At 51.6% G+C, this 15,023-nt stretch carries 16 protein-coding genes; 5 read left to right on the top strand and 11 right to left on the bottom strand.

All coding sequences use genetic code 11. From position 1 onward, the window contains the following. Nucleotides 1-99: 99 nt before the first annotated feature. Nucleotides 100-639 carry an NADPH-dependent FMN reductase gene (locus FGI41_RS07520; protein WP_139489346.1) on the bottom strand — a complete coding sequence of 180 codons (540 nt, stop codon included), beginning with the start codon at nt 637-639 and terminating at the stop codon, nt 100-102. A gap of 169 nt (nt 640-808) precedes the next feature. Between FGI41_RS07520 and FGI41_RS07525 the strand changes: the two genes are divergently transcribed. Beyond that, nucleotides 809-1,846 carry a hypothetical protein gene (locus tag FGI41_RS07525; RefSeq protein WP_139489347.1) on the top strand — a complete coding sequence of 346 codons (1,038 nt, stop codon included), beginning with the start codon at nt 809-811 and terminating at the stop codon, nt 1,844-1,846. Between the two features lie 44 nt (nt 1,847-1,890). Here FGI41_RS07525 and FGI41_RS07530 read toward each other — a convergent pair whose 3' ends face one another. Further along, nucleotides 1,891-3,996 (bottom strand): PAS domain S-box protein, encoded by a 2,106-nt coding sequence (locus tag FGI41_RS07530; protein ID WP_176560174.1) that lies wholly within the window; start codon nt 3,994-3,996, stop codon nt 1,891-1,893. A 119-nt stretch (nt 3,997-4,115) separates the two neighbouring features. After that, the gene (locus FGI41_RS07535) at nt 4,116-4,907 is read right to left on the bottom strand and encodes a sulfite exporter TauE/SafE family protein (RefSeq protein WP_139489349.1); all 792 of its coding nucleotides are present in this window, start codon (nt 4,905-4,907) and stop codon (nt 4,116-4,118) included. A gap of 192 nt (nt 4,908-5,099) precedes the next feature. Between FGI41_RS07535 and FGI41_RS07540 the strand changes: the two genes are divergently transcribed. Beyond that, on the top strand, nt 5,100-5,303 hold the full coding sequence (locus tag FGI41_RS07540; protein ID WP_139489350.1) for a hypothetical protein: 204 nt from the start codon (nt 5,100-5,102) through the stop codon (nt 5,301-5,303). 151 nt (nt 5,304-5,454) lie between these two features. Here FGI41_RS07540 and FGI41_RS07545 read toward each other — a convergent pair whose 3' ends face one another. The 3 genes from FGI41_RS07545 to FGI41_RS07555 all read right to left on the bottom strand — a co-directional run bounded on the left by FGI41_RS07545 (nt 5,455) and on the right by FGI41_RS07555 (nt 6,723). After that, a complete protein-coding gene (locus FGI41_RS07545) occupies nt 5,455-5,676 on the bottom strand; it encodes an alpha/beta-type small acid-soluble spore protein (RefSeq protein ID WP_218015219.1) in 222 nt (73 codons plus the stop codon). 57 nt (nt 5,677-5,733) lie between these two features. Continuing rightward, nucleotides 5,734-6,351, bottom strand: coding sequence for a TetR/AcrR family transcriptional regulator (locus FGI41_RS07550; protein WP_139489352.1), 618 nt, complete (start codon nt 6,349-6,351; stop codon nt 5,734-5,736). Nucleotides 6,352-6,438: 87 nt separating this feature from the next. Next, nucleotides 6,439-6,723 (bottom strand): 2TM domain-containing protein, encoded by a 285-nt coding sequence (locus FGI41_RS07555; protein WP_139489353.1) that lies wholly within the window; start codon nt 6,721-6,723, stop codon nt 6,439-6,441. 207 nt (nt 6,724-6,930) lie between these two features. Here FGI41_RS07555 and FGI41_RS07560 point away from each other — a divergent pair, with 207 nt between their 5' ends. Both FGI41_RS07560 and FGI41_RS07565 read left to right on the top strand, forming a co-directional pair. Further along, complete coding sequence (locus tag FGI41_RS07560; RefSeq protein WP_139489682.1) at nt 6,931-7,509, top strand: class I SAM-dependent methyltransferase; 579 nt, start codon at nt 6,931-6,933, stop codon at nt 7,507-7,509. Nucleotides 7,510-7,732: 223 nt separating this feature from the next. Beyond that, nucleotides 7,733-8,476: an SDR family oxidoreductase gene (locus FGI41_RS07565; RefSeq protein WP_139489354.1), complete on the top strand. Its 744-nt coding sequence runs from the start codon at nt 7,733-7,735 to the stop codon at nt 8,474-8,476. A gap of 95 nt (nt 8,477-8,571) precedes the next feature. Here FGI41_RS07565 and FGI41_RS07570 read toward each other — a convergent pair whose 3' ends face one another. The 4 genes from FGI41_RS07570 to FGI41_RS07585 all read right to left on the bottom strand — a co-directional run bounded on the left by FGI41_RS07570 (nt 8,572) and on the right by FGI41_RS07585 (nt 12,536). Beyond that, on the bottom strand, nt 8,572-9,318 hold the full coding sequence (locus tag FGI41_RS07570) for a hypothetical protein (protein ID WP_139489355.1): 747 nt from the start codon (nt 9,316-9,318) through the stop codon (nt 8,572-8,574). A gap of 121 nt (nt 9,319-9,439) precedes the next feature. Next, entirely contained in the window at nt 9,440-10,447 is a 1,008-nt protein-coding gene (locus FGI41_RS07575; RefSeq protein ID WP_139489356.1) for an LLM class flavin-dependent oxidoreductase, read from the bottom strand. Nucleotides 10,448-10,450: 3 nt separating this feature from the next. Next, nucleotides 10,451-10,777: an ArsR/SmtB family transcription factor gene (locus tag FGI41_RS07580; protein WP_139489357.1), complete on the bottom strand. Its 327-nt coding sequence runs from the start codon at nt 10,775-10,777 to the stop codon at nt 10,451-10,453. 22 nt (nt 10,778-10,799) lie between these two features. After that, the gene (locus FGI41_RS07585) at nt 10,800-12,536 is read right to left on the bottom strand and encodes a SulP family inorganic anion transporter (protein WP_139489358.1); all 1,737 of its coding nucleotides are present in this window, start codon (nt 12,534-12,536) and stop codon (nt 10,800-10,802) included. A gap of 263 nt (nt 12,537-12,799) precedes the next feature. On the opposite strand from FGI41_RS07585, the gene FGI41_RS07590 reads away from it, so the two are divergent. Then, nucleotides 12,800-13,537 (top strand): MBL fold metallo-hydrolase, encoded by a 738-nt coding sequence (locus FGI41_RS07590; protein WP_139489359.1) that lies wholly within the window; start codon nt 12,800-12,802, stop codon nt 13,535-13,537. Nucleotides 13,538-13,625: 88 nt separating this feature from the next. Here FGI41_RS07590 and FGI41_RS07595 read toward each other — a convergent pair whose 3' ends face one another. Further along, nucleotides 13,626-15,020 carry a M14 family metallopeptidase gene (locus FGI41_RS07595; protein ID WP_139489360.1) on the bottom strand — a complete coding sequence of 465 codons (1,395 nt, stop codon included), beginning with the start codon at nt 15,018-15,020 and terminating at the stop codon, nt 13,626-13,628. Nucleotides 15,021-15,023 lie beyond the last annotated feature (3 nt).

Raw genomic sequence — 15,023 nt, forward strand, 5'->3', positions numbered from 1 at the left:
ATAAAATTCCCCGTAAAAAAAGCACGTGAAACCATCATACCTCGGAACAAGGGTAAGTTTCAAGCCCGGGAGTGATAAAGTTTATCATTGCTGCACTTGTTATGTCAATCGCTTCACAAAGTCGACCAAATCAGTGCCGAGCGCCTCAAAACGGGCTTGCAGCTTTTCGTCTTTGAGCTTTCCTGTCTCATCAAACGCCATGTAGGAGCTTGACACAGACGGGCTGGATGGGAGCGGCCATGCGTGCAGATTGCGCATGATCATCTGCAGGGTGTTGGTCGTGTTGGTGGCGCCCATAGAGCCTCCGGCGACACCGAGGATGGCGACCGCTTTGCCTTGGAGGATACGGCCGGAGAGGAAGTCAATGGCGTTTTTCACAGCGCCGGTCATGTTGCCGTGGTACTCAGGAGAGCCGATCACCAGACCGTCTGCTTCTGTTACTTTGCGTATGAATTCATGTACTTGCTCAGGATATGTGGTTGCATCTTCGCGGTCATCGTAGATGGGCAGGTTGATGTCACCCAGATGAATCAATTCAGTCTGTGCGCCTGCACGCTTCGCTGCTTCGAGGACGATGTTGACTGCTTGTTTGGTGGTGGAGCCTTGACTCATGCTTCCGGAAATTCCGACTACTTTCATACCATTCACCCCATGGAGTTATTTGTTAGTGATGCTGTTGATGCTATTATATCCCATTATTTATACTTAGTAAACAAAAATGTTTCGTATATTTTCTTCGCACCCTTAGTTCTGAACTCCTGTGCCAAGCTCATACACTTGTACCATGATGGAAAAAGGATGATGAACCATGAAACACGAGACCTTGCGTGCCGCTGCCCTCTTTGCCTTTTCCATGCTGGGGCCTGCTTATCTGAGCGGGTTTGAGTGGTTGCGGTTCTTTTCTTACTTCGGCACCTGGGGCTCAATCGGACTGATCGTTGCGGTCGCGGCGCTGGTCTGGATGCAGCTGGGCCTGGCCCGGATTATGGCACAGCATCATCTGCGCTCCCTGCGAGACCTGTTCGGCGTCCTGATCGGGCCGCTGTCCGCCTCCAGCATGCATCTGCTCTATATCATTCTGCTGCTTGGCATGAGCGGGCTGATCATCGCACAGGAGGCCGTGCTGCTCAGTCAGATGACACCGCTGTCGATCACGGTATCGGTCTGTATCGTGGCTCCACTGGTCTTTTTGGCAGCCGGGCAGACTTGGGGCCGGTTGGGCATACTCGCTATGGGCGTATTGGGACTGGGGAGTCTCTATCTGCTGCTGCAATTCTTCTCGCAGTCACATGTACCGATGCCAAGCCTCCTCTATCAGATGAACGCCAAATGGCTGTGGCATGCGCTCTTATTTATCGCCCTGCACGGTTTTCTCAGCCTGCCGGTACTGGTGTCCATCGTCTCCAAAACCACTGATCAGGCTTTGGTACCGCGCGGGATTGTGCTTGGCGGGGCTGTGTTTGGTGTCATTGCACTTGCCGTTCATTTTTCCATCCTCTCCCATTGGCATGATGTCCACAACAGCAATCAGCCTTTGATGCAGATTCTCACCCAGATGTTTCCCTTTGGCACCTATACCTACGGGGTGACGGCTTTGTTGACCGGGCTGCTTGGTGTGGGATTGTGGCATTATGGCTTGGCGGCACCGATTGTCGAAGAGTTCGAGCTGCGCCAAAGCGCGGTACTCTTGGTGCTGATGCTCGGCAGTCTGCTCTTTACCGCTGTGGTTCTGTGGAGCCCGTGGCTATCTATGGTCATCTACTCGTCGCTTACGTACACAGGTCTCGCCCTTCTTGGGATGTTCCTCCTCTATCTGTATCGCGGCAGACAAAAACCCTCGGACTAACTCCCTGTTTTGGGAGTGTCGAGGGTTTTTCCTTGTCTTGCAGCCTATTCTGCAATCGGCAGGGTGATGTGGACGGTCGTGCCGATGCCCACTTCGCTGTCGATTTTGATCGTGCCGTTGTGGTTTTCGATAATCTTGTAGCTGACCATCAGGCCAAGACCTGTCCCTTTTTCCTTGGTCGTGTAAAACGGTTCGCCCAGCTTCTGCACCCGCTCACTGGAAATCCCACAGCCCTGGTCGATGAAGCGGATCTTCACGCGTCTGGTCGACTCCGCTCCGATGCAGATGCGGATATCACCGCCGTCCGGCATGGCTTCGATCGCATTTTTGAGAATATTGATAAATACTTGCTTGAGCTGGTTCTCTTCGCAGACGATGGACGGCAGGCTGCCTTCCCCGTGCTCCAGCAAGATATGTACATTATTCATCAAGGCCTGTGACTCCAGCAAGGTGATGACACTGCCCAGCAGGCTGCCAAGCTCCCGTTTTTGAAAATGAATCGCCTGCGGCTTCGCCAGAACAAGCAGTTCACTGACGATAAAATTAATCCGGTCCAGCTCTGAGAGCATAATGTCACAGTACATCGAGTTGCTGACGTTCTGGGTATGCAACAGCTGGATGAAGCCGCGCAGGGCAGTCAGCGGATTGCGGATCTCATGGGCGATCCCGGCTGCCAGCTGTCCGAGCATCGAGAGCTTATCGGAATTGCGCAACAGCTCTTCGGTACGCTTGCGCTCGGTGATGTCACGCCCGACCAGCACGAAGCTCTCCACCTCGCCGACAGCATTGGTGATCGGCATGCCCAATGCTTCGAGCAGAATCCAGTTACCGTTACAATGCTGATAACGCAGCTCGATTAAAGCGGGTGAGTTTTCCACTACCATCTGCCCGAAACGCGCCTTGACCGGCTCCACATCGTCCGGATGCACGTAGCTAAAGGTGGACTGGCCCTCGAATACCTCTGGTGTAAACCCGAGCAGCTGCTTGTGAGACGGTGACGCATAATGCACCGTTCCATCCAGTGCGACCAGACGGATCAAGTCAGACATATTATCAGCAATCAGACGGTATTTGGCTTCGCTCTCATGCAGTGCCTCTGCCAATCGGCGGTACCGCTCCTCGCTCTCCTGCAATGCCTGCATGGAGCGCTTCTGATCCGAGATATCGCGGATGATACCCGATATGGCCACCACTTCCCCGACGGCATTGCGGATGGGCGACATGGTGAGCGAGATATCGATACGGGTGCCGTCTTTTTTCAGCTTGGTCGTCTCATATCCCCTGACCTGGCCCCCGTTGATCACCACCTCGTGCAGCTCGCTGATCATCCGTTTGGACTGCTCACTCTGTAGAGGCAGCTCTTTGCCCAGCAACTCTCCGGTGGTATAACCAAAAATCTGCTCGAATGCATCATTGACCGCCCTGATCTTGCCGTCCAGATCAACGACGACGATGCCATCTGCGTTGTTTTTGAATAAGGATTCCAGCTGCTCCTTGGCCATCATCAATTCTTCCTGTGCCCGGTGCTGCTCGGTCTCATCATAGCCCAAGATGGCAATTCCCTTGCGCCGGCCGTCTGGATAGTAGGTTGGGATTTTGGTGACGGCTAAGTGACGGAAGGAGCCGTCCGGCATGATGAGGGTCTCGTTGAACTGGCAGACCTGGCCTTTTTCCCATGTCTGTTCGTCGCTGGCCGCGCAGGTGAGGAGCGCCTTTTTGAACGGAATCATCTGTACCAGCTGGCTGTCAGTCTTCCCCCGGTAGGGGACGCCATCGAGCTGGAACAGCTGCTCGGCAGCCCGGTTAGCCTCCAGCCATCTGCCGTCTGCATCTTTAAACGAGATGACATTGGGCATCGCATCGATCAAGGCGCGCAGCTGCGCTTCCGTCTGTGTAAGCGATTGTTTCGATTGGATCAGCTCTGCCAGATCCTGCCGAATGTAGCGGTACAGCATCATCACCATGGACAAGAGCAATAACATCTCCACCGTCCAATGGATAAAATCAGCCGCACGTCCCTCCCCCAAGTGTTCCCGGAGCAACAGATGGGTTGTCCACAGCGCGACAGTCGTGATCCCTATAAAAACAGTGGGCACTCTCCAGAAGTTCCACTTTCTCTTGACCTTTTGCACGTTTGCTTCTGTATTCATATAACGCCTCCCCAACAGCCGACGGATCATCTGATCAAATCATCAAAATCTCTTACCTATAAAGTAAAATAGTTCCACAACTTTATCATTTTAACAGAAAACCCCCGGCTGATGGAAGATCAACCAGGGGTTTGCGAGAAGATATCGATCCAAATTTTGATGGTGACGCTAAAAATTAAGACAGCGAGCAGGCTTCTGAGCAGCCGGGCATTGAGTTGACGACCTACCTTGGTGCCAAGCGGTGCTGCGATGATGCTTGTGCCAATCAGAATCAGAGCGTGTAACAGCAGCACGTCACCGCCGATCAGCTTGCCCACCCCGGCACCCACCGAGGATAAAAAGGTGATGGCAAGCGACGAGGCAATCGTGATCCGCGTCGGAATGCGCAGGACAGACAGCATGACCGGAACCAGCAAAAATGCACCTCCGGCTCCGACCACCCCGGAAGCAAGCCCGACGGTAAGAGCCGATCCAACCGCCAAGCCCCTGTTGAAGGTCACCTCGGACAGTGGCAGATCATCCACCCCTTTTTTGGGGATGACCATCATGACAGAGGCGATGCTGGCAAGGATGGCGTACATCAGATTGACGGCCGCAGACGACATCAGACTGCCGCCGAATGCCCCGGTAAAGCTACCGATCAAGACCGCAGAGCCCATCGTGAGCACCAGCCCCGGATGGATCAACCGTTCCCGACGCAGGGACAAGACCCCTGATAATGTGGCGGCAAACACCTGCAGAGCAATCATCCCTGACACCTGATGCGGCGTATAGTGGATCACGCCAAGCGCCGCTGGAATATACAGAAGCATCGGGTAGGTGATGATTGCACCGCCAATCCCTAATAGACCGGACAGAAACGCACCGATGAATCCAATCGCGATTAATGTGAAAAATAATCCTGTTGTCATAGCTCCTCCTCTTCCCGTGAAGAGTGGCTTCTTGTGGGTACGGGACATATGATGAATCAAAAGCAAATATGCATGGACCATTGCAATCTCCATGGTATCAATATGAATCAACTTTTTCTATAGACAGTACTGGACTTTTGCAAAAAATATGTTAATCTTATATCCAAGTAAATGCATAGGAATTATGCGGTTATGAAGGCGGTGACCATTCAGATGCTCCATAAGCTCTTCTCCTTTTTCAAGGAACAATGCCCGCACTGCAAGGCAGAGCTGGTTCTGACAGATGATACGATGACCTGCTGCAAGGAGTGTCCCCATGGGCATTATCGGATTGAGACCCACCCGCATCTGGACGTCCAGATCGAAACTCATCATTACAAAGATGGAGGGTGCTAAATCCGTGAATCCGGACATACCAACAGACCATCCGTGAACAACGATAAGCTGATGATGTGACAGCTTGCGGTGATCCATGGATGGTCTGTTTTTTTATGTGGAGATAAGGAAAGCGCCACCCCCGTTCGGAGGCAGCGCTGGTCAGTGTACCTTACTCAAGAGACTGGTTCGGATCTTCCGCCATATGCTTTTCGGCATACGCGATCATCTTCTTCACCATGTTGCCACCAATCTTCCCCACTTCGCGTGTGGTCATCTCGCCCCAACCCCGCTGCTCGATATCGTCATCGAGACCAAGCTCGTGCGCCGTTTCCATCTTCAGACGGTTCATCGCGTCCTCTGCTTGTGGTACGACCAGGTGGTTTCTGCTCAAGTGGTAACACCTCCTGTGGCTAGTATGAGGATAACTGTCGGGTTTCATGAAAAAGAATCATGATGACGGTTTGGTAAGACCCCGCAGCAGCAGATCGATATGATGATTCATTAATCTTTCTTTGTTGGTGCCGTCCAATTTTTCAAAACTGGTGATTAGCGACGTGACACCATGGATCGAAGCCCATAGGGACTGACTGATAATATACGGATCTTCCTGCACGAAAACACCTTGCTCCACGCCACCGCGGATCGCTACTACCAGCTGGTCGAAGATCTTCAGTCCGCTGTCATCTTCCTTGAGCGCGATATTGATCCGTTGCAGATTTTCCACAAAAATCAGTTTGTAGTAATCAGGCGAATCCAGCCCGAACTGCATGTAAGCCCGGAGTCCTGCCCGAATCTTCCCTATAACATCTGCTCCCTCGTGCTCCGCAATCGCATCGGTGATCGCGGTCATGAATTGAGAGAAGCCTTTTTGCAGGAGATGGCTGAGGATTTCATCTTTATTGGCAAAGTAGAGATAGATGGTCGTGGGCGAATAGTCGATCTGCTGTGCGATTTTACGCATGGATACTTTTTCGTATCCCTCTTCGAGAAAAAGTTGTGTCGCGGCATCAATGATTTTCTTCTTGATCTCCTCAGTTTCTCTTCGCCGTCTTTCAACGTGTCCCATAATGCGTCTCCTTTGTTTCAATAAGGGTGATAATATCTAGTCTCGACTAAATTACCCGTAATAAACCAAAAGAAAACGCTTTTGAGCCTACTCGTCCTTGTTGCGGTCGATAAATTCTTGAATTTTTTTATCCTCCCAATCTTTTGAGAACAGGGAGAAGGTGTTAAATACGCCCATACCGTGGAAAAACAGACCGATAAACCAGCCGCCAAGCGGGTAGATGAACCAGATTTTGTCCGTATCCTGCAGCATATTAACCGTAAACAGCAAGGCATTGACCAGCAAAAAGACGAGCAGGTGGCTGTAGAAGCCTTTTAATTTTTTGACACGGCGCCGGGCTTCTTCGTACTGCGGGTGTTCCTTCATGGACATGGTGGTCTGCACACTCCTTTTTTGGGTGAAATGCTCCTTGTACAACCTATGAGGCAAGCGTCAATTTAGCCCCGTTTTCTTTCATTTCGCTGGGAGTGGTACTATAATCAAATGATCTGCCTTACGCACAAGAGGCGAAATCGTACAGGAATGCGGTGATTTGGTTTGGATTTGGAACTGACGGGAGAGCGAATCATTCCCAACTTAATGAAGCCCTCCAACGGGATGTTGTTGGAGCATCTGGCCCGCTATTATTTTTCTACTCCTTATGTATATGGTCGTGTCCTTGATATTGCCTGTGGGGTTGGCTATGGAACCCAAATGATCGCGAAAAACTGCCGCCTCGAAGCGACCGAGATCATCGGCGTCGACCTGGACCCGGCAAGCATCCGCTACGCGCAGAGCTACTATTATCATCCGATGGTGACCTACCAGGTGGAGGATGCGCTTGACCCACTTTTGCCAGAAAAATTGGGCCAATTCGATACGATCGTCAGCTTCGAGACCATCGAGCATGTCCCCGATGACCGACTGTTTATGAAAAATATTTATGACATGCTCAAGCCAGGCGGCATGCTGGTGCTCTCCTCCCCTTTTGGGCGTGGGCGTGGAATGCAGACGAGTGAGAAGTTTCATGTGCATCAGCTGACACCGGAGGAATTTGCGGAGCTATTTGTCGAGTTTCCGTTCTCTGAAGTGGAGATCTACTACCAGCGGGGCGTGACGATCGAGCCGCCTAGGAAGGATGTACGTTATTTTATAGGCGTAGCCGTATGTAAAAAGTAGACCTGACTCAGAGGAGTGGTGAGGAGGAGATGACCTGTTTGTAAGGAGACCGGCTGAACGAAGTGAGGGAAAGGCGACTGGAAAACAGGTCATCTCCTCCTCATCACTCCGGGTACGCAATCTGCTAATTCTTCATCATGTATAAAAGCACCCACCCCGAGTGAAGACTGATCCTATTTGCTGACTTATCGATTTCTACGTTTCCATATAGGAGGTTCACTTTATGAAACTGTCAGGCAACACCATCCTCATCACAGGCGGTTCCACCGGGATCGGACTGGCCTTCACCGAGCGGCTGCTTCGAGCGGGGAATGAAGTGATTATCTGCGGGCGCCGTGAAGAAAAATTGCGGGAAGTCCAAGACAAATATCCACAAGTCCACATACGAGTATGTGACGTGGCAGAAGAATCCGATCGTCTGGCTCTGTATGAGTGGATCAAAAGCGAGCACCCCAAGACCAATATCTTGTTCAACAATGCAGGGATTCAGCGCCGGATGAAGTTTCTGGAGGATCAGGAGGAATGGAGTGTTAGCCGCCAAGAGATCGTGATCAATCTGGAAGCGCCGATCCACCTCTCCACCCTGTTTCTTTCGCATCTGCTGGAGCAGGAGAATCCAGCGATCATCAATGTGACATCAGGACTCTCCTTTGCCCCGTTGGCGATTGCGGCGATCTACAGTGCGACCAAGGCTGCCCTGCACTCGTTCACCATGTCTCTGCGCCACCAACTGGCAAAGACCAACATACGCGTGATCGAGATCGTGCCTCCTGCGGTCAATACCGACTTGGGCGGTGCGGGGCTTCATACATGGGGTGCCGATGTCAATGAGTTCGCAGATTCGATCATGGCGAGACTGGAAAAAGGAGAGACAGAAATCGGGTTCGGTACCTCCGAAGCAGGCCGACTTGCTTCCCGAACGGAAAATGACGAGCGGTTTGAGCGGATGAATTCTCAATTCGTGTAACGGGAACAGGTACTCCTGATATGGTGTGGATATTCACAACCTCCCGTCAGAGAGCAATAGAAAAAACGGACCCCTTCCGAGCGGAGTCCGTTTTTTTATACCTGCTTGTATTCAAAAAGCCTCTTTTCTGCATATCTGACACAGAACATCGCCAGAAAAAAGATGATCATGCTCAATACAAAATCCATCAGCAGATTCTCTGTCCGTACAATCCCGATGTAGATGAGAAACCGGTTATAGGCGATAAACCAGCCGACAGCAAAATAGGACCATAGCTTACTCAACCGAAACGTACCAATCCCCGCAAGAATCACTCCAAAAAACAATGCCGTCAACGTATTAAACGCACTGCTGTCCCGCCCCATCTGCTCGATCCAATGCACATGAAAGCTCCTGATCTGAAGCACTCCATACAGGCCAATGTTCAACGGAACAAATACCCCATAAAAGACCGACAGCAATGTGCCAAACATCACCCATTTTTCAGGTGACCTCCCAAGACGCTCCCACCAGTGACGGACCACCGGAAAATAAAAAATGAGAATAGGAAACGTATACCAAGGTCTCCACCACATCGGCCTGTAGATATCGGTACTGATAAAAAACACTTCTATCCCGGCAAAACAGGCAGCCAGAACCACACTCCACACCCATTTGCCGCGATACACAATGTACAAAAGAGCGGCACCAGGCAATACCAGCCCATTGACAATGGCTCCGATATGGGAATCATATTTGCCTTTGATGATCCCTGGATCGTATTGGTACGCCTCTCCCCAGACATAGATCATATAATCGAAAAACAGCGTGACACCTGAAACCGCGATGAAGAATACCAGCAAACGGGAATCTCTGGTTTTCCGATAAGCGATGCCTGCATTCACCAGCGTCAGGAGAATCAGAGCGAGATAACACCAGATCCCAAGACTCAGAACGACCACCTCAAAAAGGGATTTGGACTTATTATCCCCTCTTCATCAGGATTTCATCTGCGATCAGCTGATAGGAACGAAGACGCGCCTCATAGCTGTGGGTAATCGTGACCAGCATGAGTTCATCTGCCTGGTACAAGGCTTGGAGCTCTCTTAGCTGTTGTGCCACTTCTTTGGGATTGCCAACCACCATTTTCTTTTTCCGCTCAAGGGTCACGGCTGCATCCTCTGGGGTAAAAGGATACTGCTTGGCTTCTTCTATAGATGGGATACCTGTAGTTGCCTCCCCTTTTGCCAGCTGGATCTGCCAGAGATTAGCGCTTAGAGCCAGCTCCTCTGCTTGCTCCGTTGTCTCGGCACAGATCACGGAGACAGCGACAATGGTTGCTGGTTGCTGCTGTCTCGTACTGGCTTGATACTTCTTCCGGTAGCTCTGCAGGATGGCTGGTCCCTCCCGATCGCTCATGAAATGACCGAAGGCGTATGCCATGCCATTCTCTGCTGCCAGCACCGCACTCTTTTCGCTCGTGCCGAGTATCCAAGGCACTGGCGGCACAGCAGGTACAGGAGAGGCGGACAGGCTGGCATACATATGATCCGCCGGAGTGTCGTTATGTAAAAAATGAAGCAGCTCCTGCACAGACTCAGGCATTTTGCGGACTTGTCCCAAAAAGTTGTCGGTCAGAGCAAGCGAAGCCTCAGCTGAACCGCCCGGCGCTCGGCCAATCCCCAGATCGATACGGCCCGGGAACAGCGTCGCCAGCAGGTTGTAGGTCTCGGCTACTTTATAGGGCTTGTAATTCGGGAGCAGGACCGCGCCAGAGCCGATCCGGATCGTCTTCGTATGTGCTCCGATGTAGCCGAGCATGACCTCGGGGGCGGAACAGGAAAGCCCTGCGATATCATGATGCTCGGCGATCCAGTAGCGGGTATAGCCCAGCGCCTCCCCCAGCTGTGCGAGCTTCATCGACTCTTGCAGGGCCTCTCCCGCTGTATGACCGGACGATACGGGTGATTGATCCAGGATACTCAGCCGCATCTCCTACACCTCGTTAAAACGATCCAGCATCGAAATCGTATCAATCAAATGATTATTAAAGATCTGACGGGCCACCGCCAACAGCTCTATGATCATCGGGTCACGCAGCGAGTAGGTAACCTTGTTGCCGTCCTTGGTTCCCACCACGATGTTTTTGTTGCGCAGGATGGCGAGCTGTTGGGAGATTGCCGAGCCTTCACTGCCGATCAAGGCTTGCAGCTCATTGACATTCTTATCTCCCTCTGCCAGCAGTTCGAGGATACGAATCCGTAACGGATGACCTAATGCTTTGAAAAAATCTGCTTTGAATTGCTGCAACTCCAGATTCAATCAGATATCCCCCATTCTTTCTTTATGATTGTTGTTGGGCGCTTTGCGTGCCTTGATCAGACAGAGCCGTACATTCGCGGAAAGCAAAATGCCTGCACCCTGCACATGTGGTCAAGTCCATCTGGGTGAGGGCAAAATTAATCGCTTCTCCGGTACTGTCGAAAAAGTGCTTACTCCCGATGGTTTCATATAGGCCGGTACGTTGCAAGACTTCCTTGGGCTGGGGTTGAATGCCTGAGATCAAGACGATCCCGCCGTGTTGGTGGACATCCTCTATCACATGCGCCAAATTGGCCTCTCCTGTGGTATCCATAAACGGCACCCGGCTCATCCGCAACAAAAGCATGTGGGGCCGATAGCCGATCGTACTCATGATCGACTGTTCAAACATCGCCGCCGCTCCGAAAAACAGGGCACCCTCCACTGTAAAAATGCTGAGCTGCGGGCAATCACGCCCCTCGGTAACCCGATGAGGTGTGACCTTTTCATGCTTGACAGCAGGATCGGGAAGCACCTTGGCGACGGTCAGAATATCACTCATCTGTTTAACGAACAAAATTACCGCCAGAATCAGTCCGACCTCGACTGCTGTGGTCAGATCGGTAAAGACCGTCAGCAGGAAGGTTAGGAGCAGTACGGCAGAATCGCTTGTTTTCGTTTTGAGGATATGCGCAAATTCTTTGCGTTCACTCATATTCCAGGCGACCAGCATCAGGATCGGAGCCATGCTGGCCAGCGGTATGTGCGAGGCATACGGAGCCAGCAGGATCAATACCAAAAAAACCGTAATCCCATGTATGATACCAGATAATGGCGATCTTGCGCCATTTTTTATGTTTGTTGCCGTACGGGCAATCGCACCTGTGGCGGGAATTCCGCCGAACAGTGGTGTGATCATATTGGCAATCCCCTGCCCGATCAACTCCCGGTTGCTGTTGTGCCTGCTCCCCGTCATCCCGTCGGCCACCACCGCGGACAACAGCGACTCAATCCCGCCCAGCATCGCGATGACAAAAGCAGGGCCCAAGAGCGGCTCCATCCTCTCCCATGTCATGTCTGGGAAATGAAAGCCCGGCAGAGCGCTTGGAATCGGGCCGAACGTAGAGCCGATCGTTGCGACGTTTCCCTCTAACAAAAGGGCTGCGACCACGCTAGACACCACCAGTCCCACGAGCGAACCCGGAATCTTCGGAAAAAGGCGCGGAGTCAGCAGGATCATCCCTAAGCAGATCAAAGCCGTACTCACACTGTAAAGATTCAACGTAGAAATGTGCATCACGATCTCCTGCATATTGGAGAGGAAATCCTCATGCTTCTCAATATCACGAAGTCCGAGGAAGTTGACAATCTGCCCCGAGAAAATAATGACGGCGATTCCGGCGGTAAAGCCAATAGTCACCGGACGGGGGATGAATTTGATGAGGACACCCAGCCTGAGCACGCCCATGAGTACGAGCATCACCCCTGCCATGAAGCCCGCGATCAGCAGATTTTCATAGCCGAATTGCATGACGATGGCGAACAGGATCGGAACAAAAGCACCAGTAGGCCCGCCAATCTGATACCTCGACCCGCCAAACAGAGAAATCAGGATGCCTGCGATAATGGTCGTGTAGATCCCGTACTTCGGATCAACCCCGGATGCAATGGCAAAAGCCATCCCCAACGGAATGGCAATAATCCCCACAATCAGCCCCGAGATGCAGTCCTTTTGGAAAGATTCCATGTTGTATCCTTCAAATCGTCCCGTCCACTTCATGTCGTAACCCTTCTTTTTTCGTATATTTGATTATTTGAATATACGAAAAATGATACATCCATACTTTGTCCAAAGTCAATCGGTAAAGGGTGGAGCCGAACTCATCACGGTTGTATATACCCATACTTTTTCATTGACAAAAATTTATTTATGTGGTATGATTGAATATTTTGCTTTTGACTTTTTCTTTTACAAATAATAGCATATGGAATAGGACATACAGATTTCATCCACTTTTAGGAAAAAGAACTCGGAGGGATAACATGATCGCAACCATAGGGATAAAAATGCTGGAGATTACCGCTACACACTGGAATGGCACGAATACCATCCATCCTACGCTGATCTGGGATGAAAACGAGGCCGTCCTCATCGACGCGGGATATCCAGGGCAGCTGCCATTGATCCGCGAAGCGATGGAGCAGGCGGGTGTGCCTTTTGAGAAGCTGACCCATCTCATCATCACCCATCAGGACCTCGACCATATCGGCAGCATGCCCAACATCATCATCGAAGCCTCCCAGCCGATCCAAGTGCTTGCCAATGAACTGGAAAAACCGTACATACAAGGTGAAAAGCGACTGATCAAGCTGACAGATCAGGCGATTGCCTCCCTGGATTCATTGCCGGATGAATGGCGTGAAGGTGTCCGGCGCCTGTTTATGAATCCACCACGCGCTGATGTGGACCGTGTCGTGACAGATGGGGAACAGCTCCCGTTCGGCGGCGGACTTACGATCATCAACACCCCTGGTCACACGCCCGGTCATATCAGCCTGTACTACCATGCCAGCAAGACCCTGATCGCTGCCGATGCGATGAATGTGGTGGATGGCAAATTGACAGGGCCAGCGCCACAGTATACCTATGATCTCGTGCAAGCAAGAGCCTCACTGAAAAAGCTGGCTGCATACGACATCGAGACGGTGATCTGTTATCACGGCGGAATGTATACAGGTGATGCGAATAAGCGGATTGCAGAGCTGGCAGACGAAGAGTAGGTATACTCCTAGGCCAGTTCAGATATCTAGGAAAAACACGCACCAAAAAGGGGCCTTCGCCTCATTGGTGCGTGTTTTTTTACCGAAATCACGGCATGAGAAAGATTTCCTGCAACAGATCGCTGTGCAGATTGATCAGAGAATTGAATTCTTTCGGCTCCTTCTTGTTCTCTAGATTGGGAAGCTCAATGGTCAGCGTCGTAATACCAGCCCGTCCAGCCGTATCGACAGGCGCCCAATCCCCTAACGAATTACCTTGGACACGTTGCTTCGAGAAGTAACGAACAGTCGTTTTGTTCGTATCCTTGAAGCAGCCCATGTTGCCTCCGAATGGCTGAAGCGACGTTGGAATTTTGAGTGCAGGGAGACGCTTGAGTGCCTCTGCTAGCATGCGGTTGGTCAGCTTGTCATCGAAATCAACCTTATTCTGATCGGTCACCCTCTTGGTCGCAGGATCAATCCCGCGTGGATCAACAAAGATACCTGGCCCCTCGCCTCCACATCCTGTTACTTGATCGGTACCGCAGGGGTGACATGCACTCATGATCTGGTGGGCGTGAATGCTTGCCAGGCGCTCCGGTTGAAAGCGCTCTATGAGCTGGATGAGAATCCGATTCTCCGGCACCATTCGCGTGCTCGTCAAGGAACCACTGGAGATGGTCAACCCCCCCGCCTCCCGAATCATCAGCTCTGGTGCCAGCGTTCCTGTCTGTCCGCGCTTACGTGCCTGACTATAATTCTCGCCAGGCAGCGGGAAGTTTCGGTTGGGTTCGATTTCCCGGCAGACCAAGGAAACATTCGTTTGCTGATTGACTGTTACCTTTTGCAGGCCAAGTCCGCCTGAGACATTGCGGCTTTTGGTGGCTAATGTCCTTGGAAAGAGAACGGGAACAAGGATGGTCGTGAAAAAAGGCGGATTTCCCTTGATAGAGGCGTTCGTGAGTGCTTCCCGAAGGCGTTGGACCACCCGGACTCCCGCAGGCTCACTGCCATGGACTCCACCGATGATTAACGCACGACGCGACGACCTGCCTGGGAAAAAGTAAGCCTTCACAGGGAATTTTTCAAGCTGCTGTTCCGCTGCCATATAGCACTTCACCAGTGGTTTCAAAGCCGCATCTTGGAATGCTACTTCAGGATCAGGATTCGTCAGGATGGCCTCGATATTCCCAAATTCAGGGCACCAGCGGCTTACCGTTGCGCGCTTGACCCTCTCCTCAATCTCCTTCACCGGCCATAACGGTTCCGGACCGAATTTGGCAATGGTTTTGGCCAGCCAGAGGTCATCTGGGAAATTCCCAAATATGCCGGTAAGAAAGGTGTCTACAGCTGAATCGAGCGGATACAGACTGGTTTTTTGCTGACGCAGGAGATCAAAAACCTCTCCCTTGTTCCTACGTTTTTGCCACGTATTTTTCAGCTCCTCAACCAATCGGCTGCTGCTCGGGGGCTGTCCTAATGCTCCTGTGTAGCGAATGTACAAATG

The organism is Brevibacillus dissolubilis (assembly GCF_006170445.1).
Taxonomy (GTDB): Bacteria; Bacillota; Bacilli; order Brevibacillales; family Brevibacillaceae; genus Brevibacillus_B; species Brevibacillus_B dissolubilis.

Excerpts from the sequence above, each read along its gene's own strand:
- FGI41_RS07585 (WP_139489358.1), bottom strand. The coding sequence starts at position 12,536 with ATGAAGTGGACGGGACGATTTGAAGGATACAACATGGAATCTTTCCAA.
- FGI41_RS07525 (WP_139489347.1), top strand. The coding sequence starts at position 809 with ATGAAACACGAGACCTTGCGTGCCGCTGCCCTCTTTGCCTTTTCCATG.
- FGI41_RS07540 (WP_139489350.1), top strand. The coding sequence starts at position 5,100 with ATGAAGGCGGTGACCATTCAGATGCTCCATAAGCTCTTCTCCTTTTTC.
- FGI41_RS07565 (WP_139489354.1), top strand. The coding sequence starts at position 7,733 with ATGAAACTGTCAGGCAACACCATCCTCATCACAGGCGGTTCCACCGGG.
- FGI41_RS07530 (WP_176560174.1), bottom strand. The coding sequence starts at position 3,996 with ATGAATACAGAAGCAAACGTGCAAAAGGTCAAGAGAAAGTGGAACTTC.
- FGI41_RS07560 (WP_139489682.1), top strand. The coding sequence starts at position 6,931 with ATGAAGCCCTCCAACGGGATGTTGTTGGAGCATCTGGCCCGCTATTAT.
- FGI41_RS07520 (WP_139489346.1), bottom strand. The coding sequence starts at position 639 with ATGAAAGTAGTCGGAATTTCCGGAAGCATGAGTCAAGGCTCCACCACC.
- FGI41_RS07535 (WP_139489349.1), bottom strand. The coding sequence starts at position 4,907 with ATGACAACAGGATTATTTTTCACATTAATCGCGATTGGATTCATCGGT.
- FGI41_RS07550 (WP_139489352.1), bottom strand. The coding sequence starts at position 6,351 with ATGGGACACGTTGAAAGACGGCGAAGAGAAACTGAGGAGATCAAGAAG.
- FGI41_RS07590 (WP_139489359.1), top strand. The coding sequence starts at position 12,800 with ATGATCGCAACCATAGGGATAAAAATGCTGGAGATTACCGCTACACAC.
- FGI41_RS07575 (WP_139489356.1), bottom strand. The coding sequence starts at position 10,447 with ATGCGGCTGAGTATCCTGGATCAATCACCCGTATCGTCCGGTCATACA.
- FGI41_RS07555 (WP_139489353.1), bottom strand. The coding sequence starts at position 6,723 with ATGTCCATGAAGGAACACCCGCAGTACGAAGAAGCCCGGCGCCGTGTC.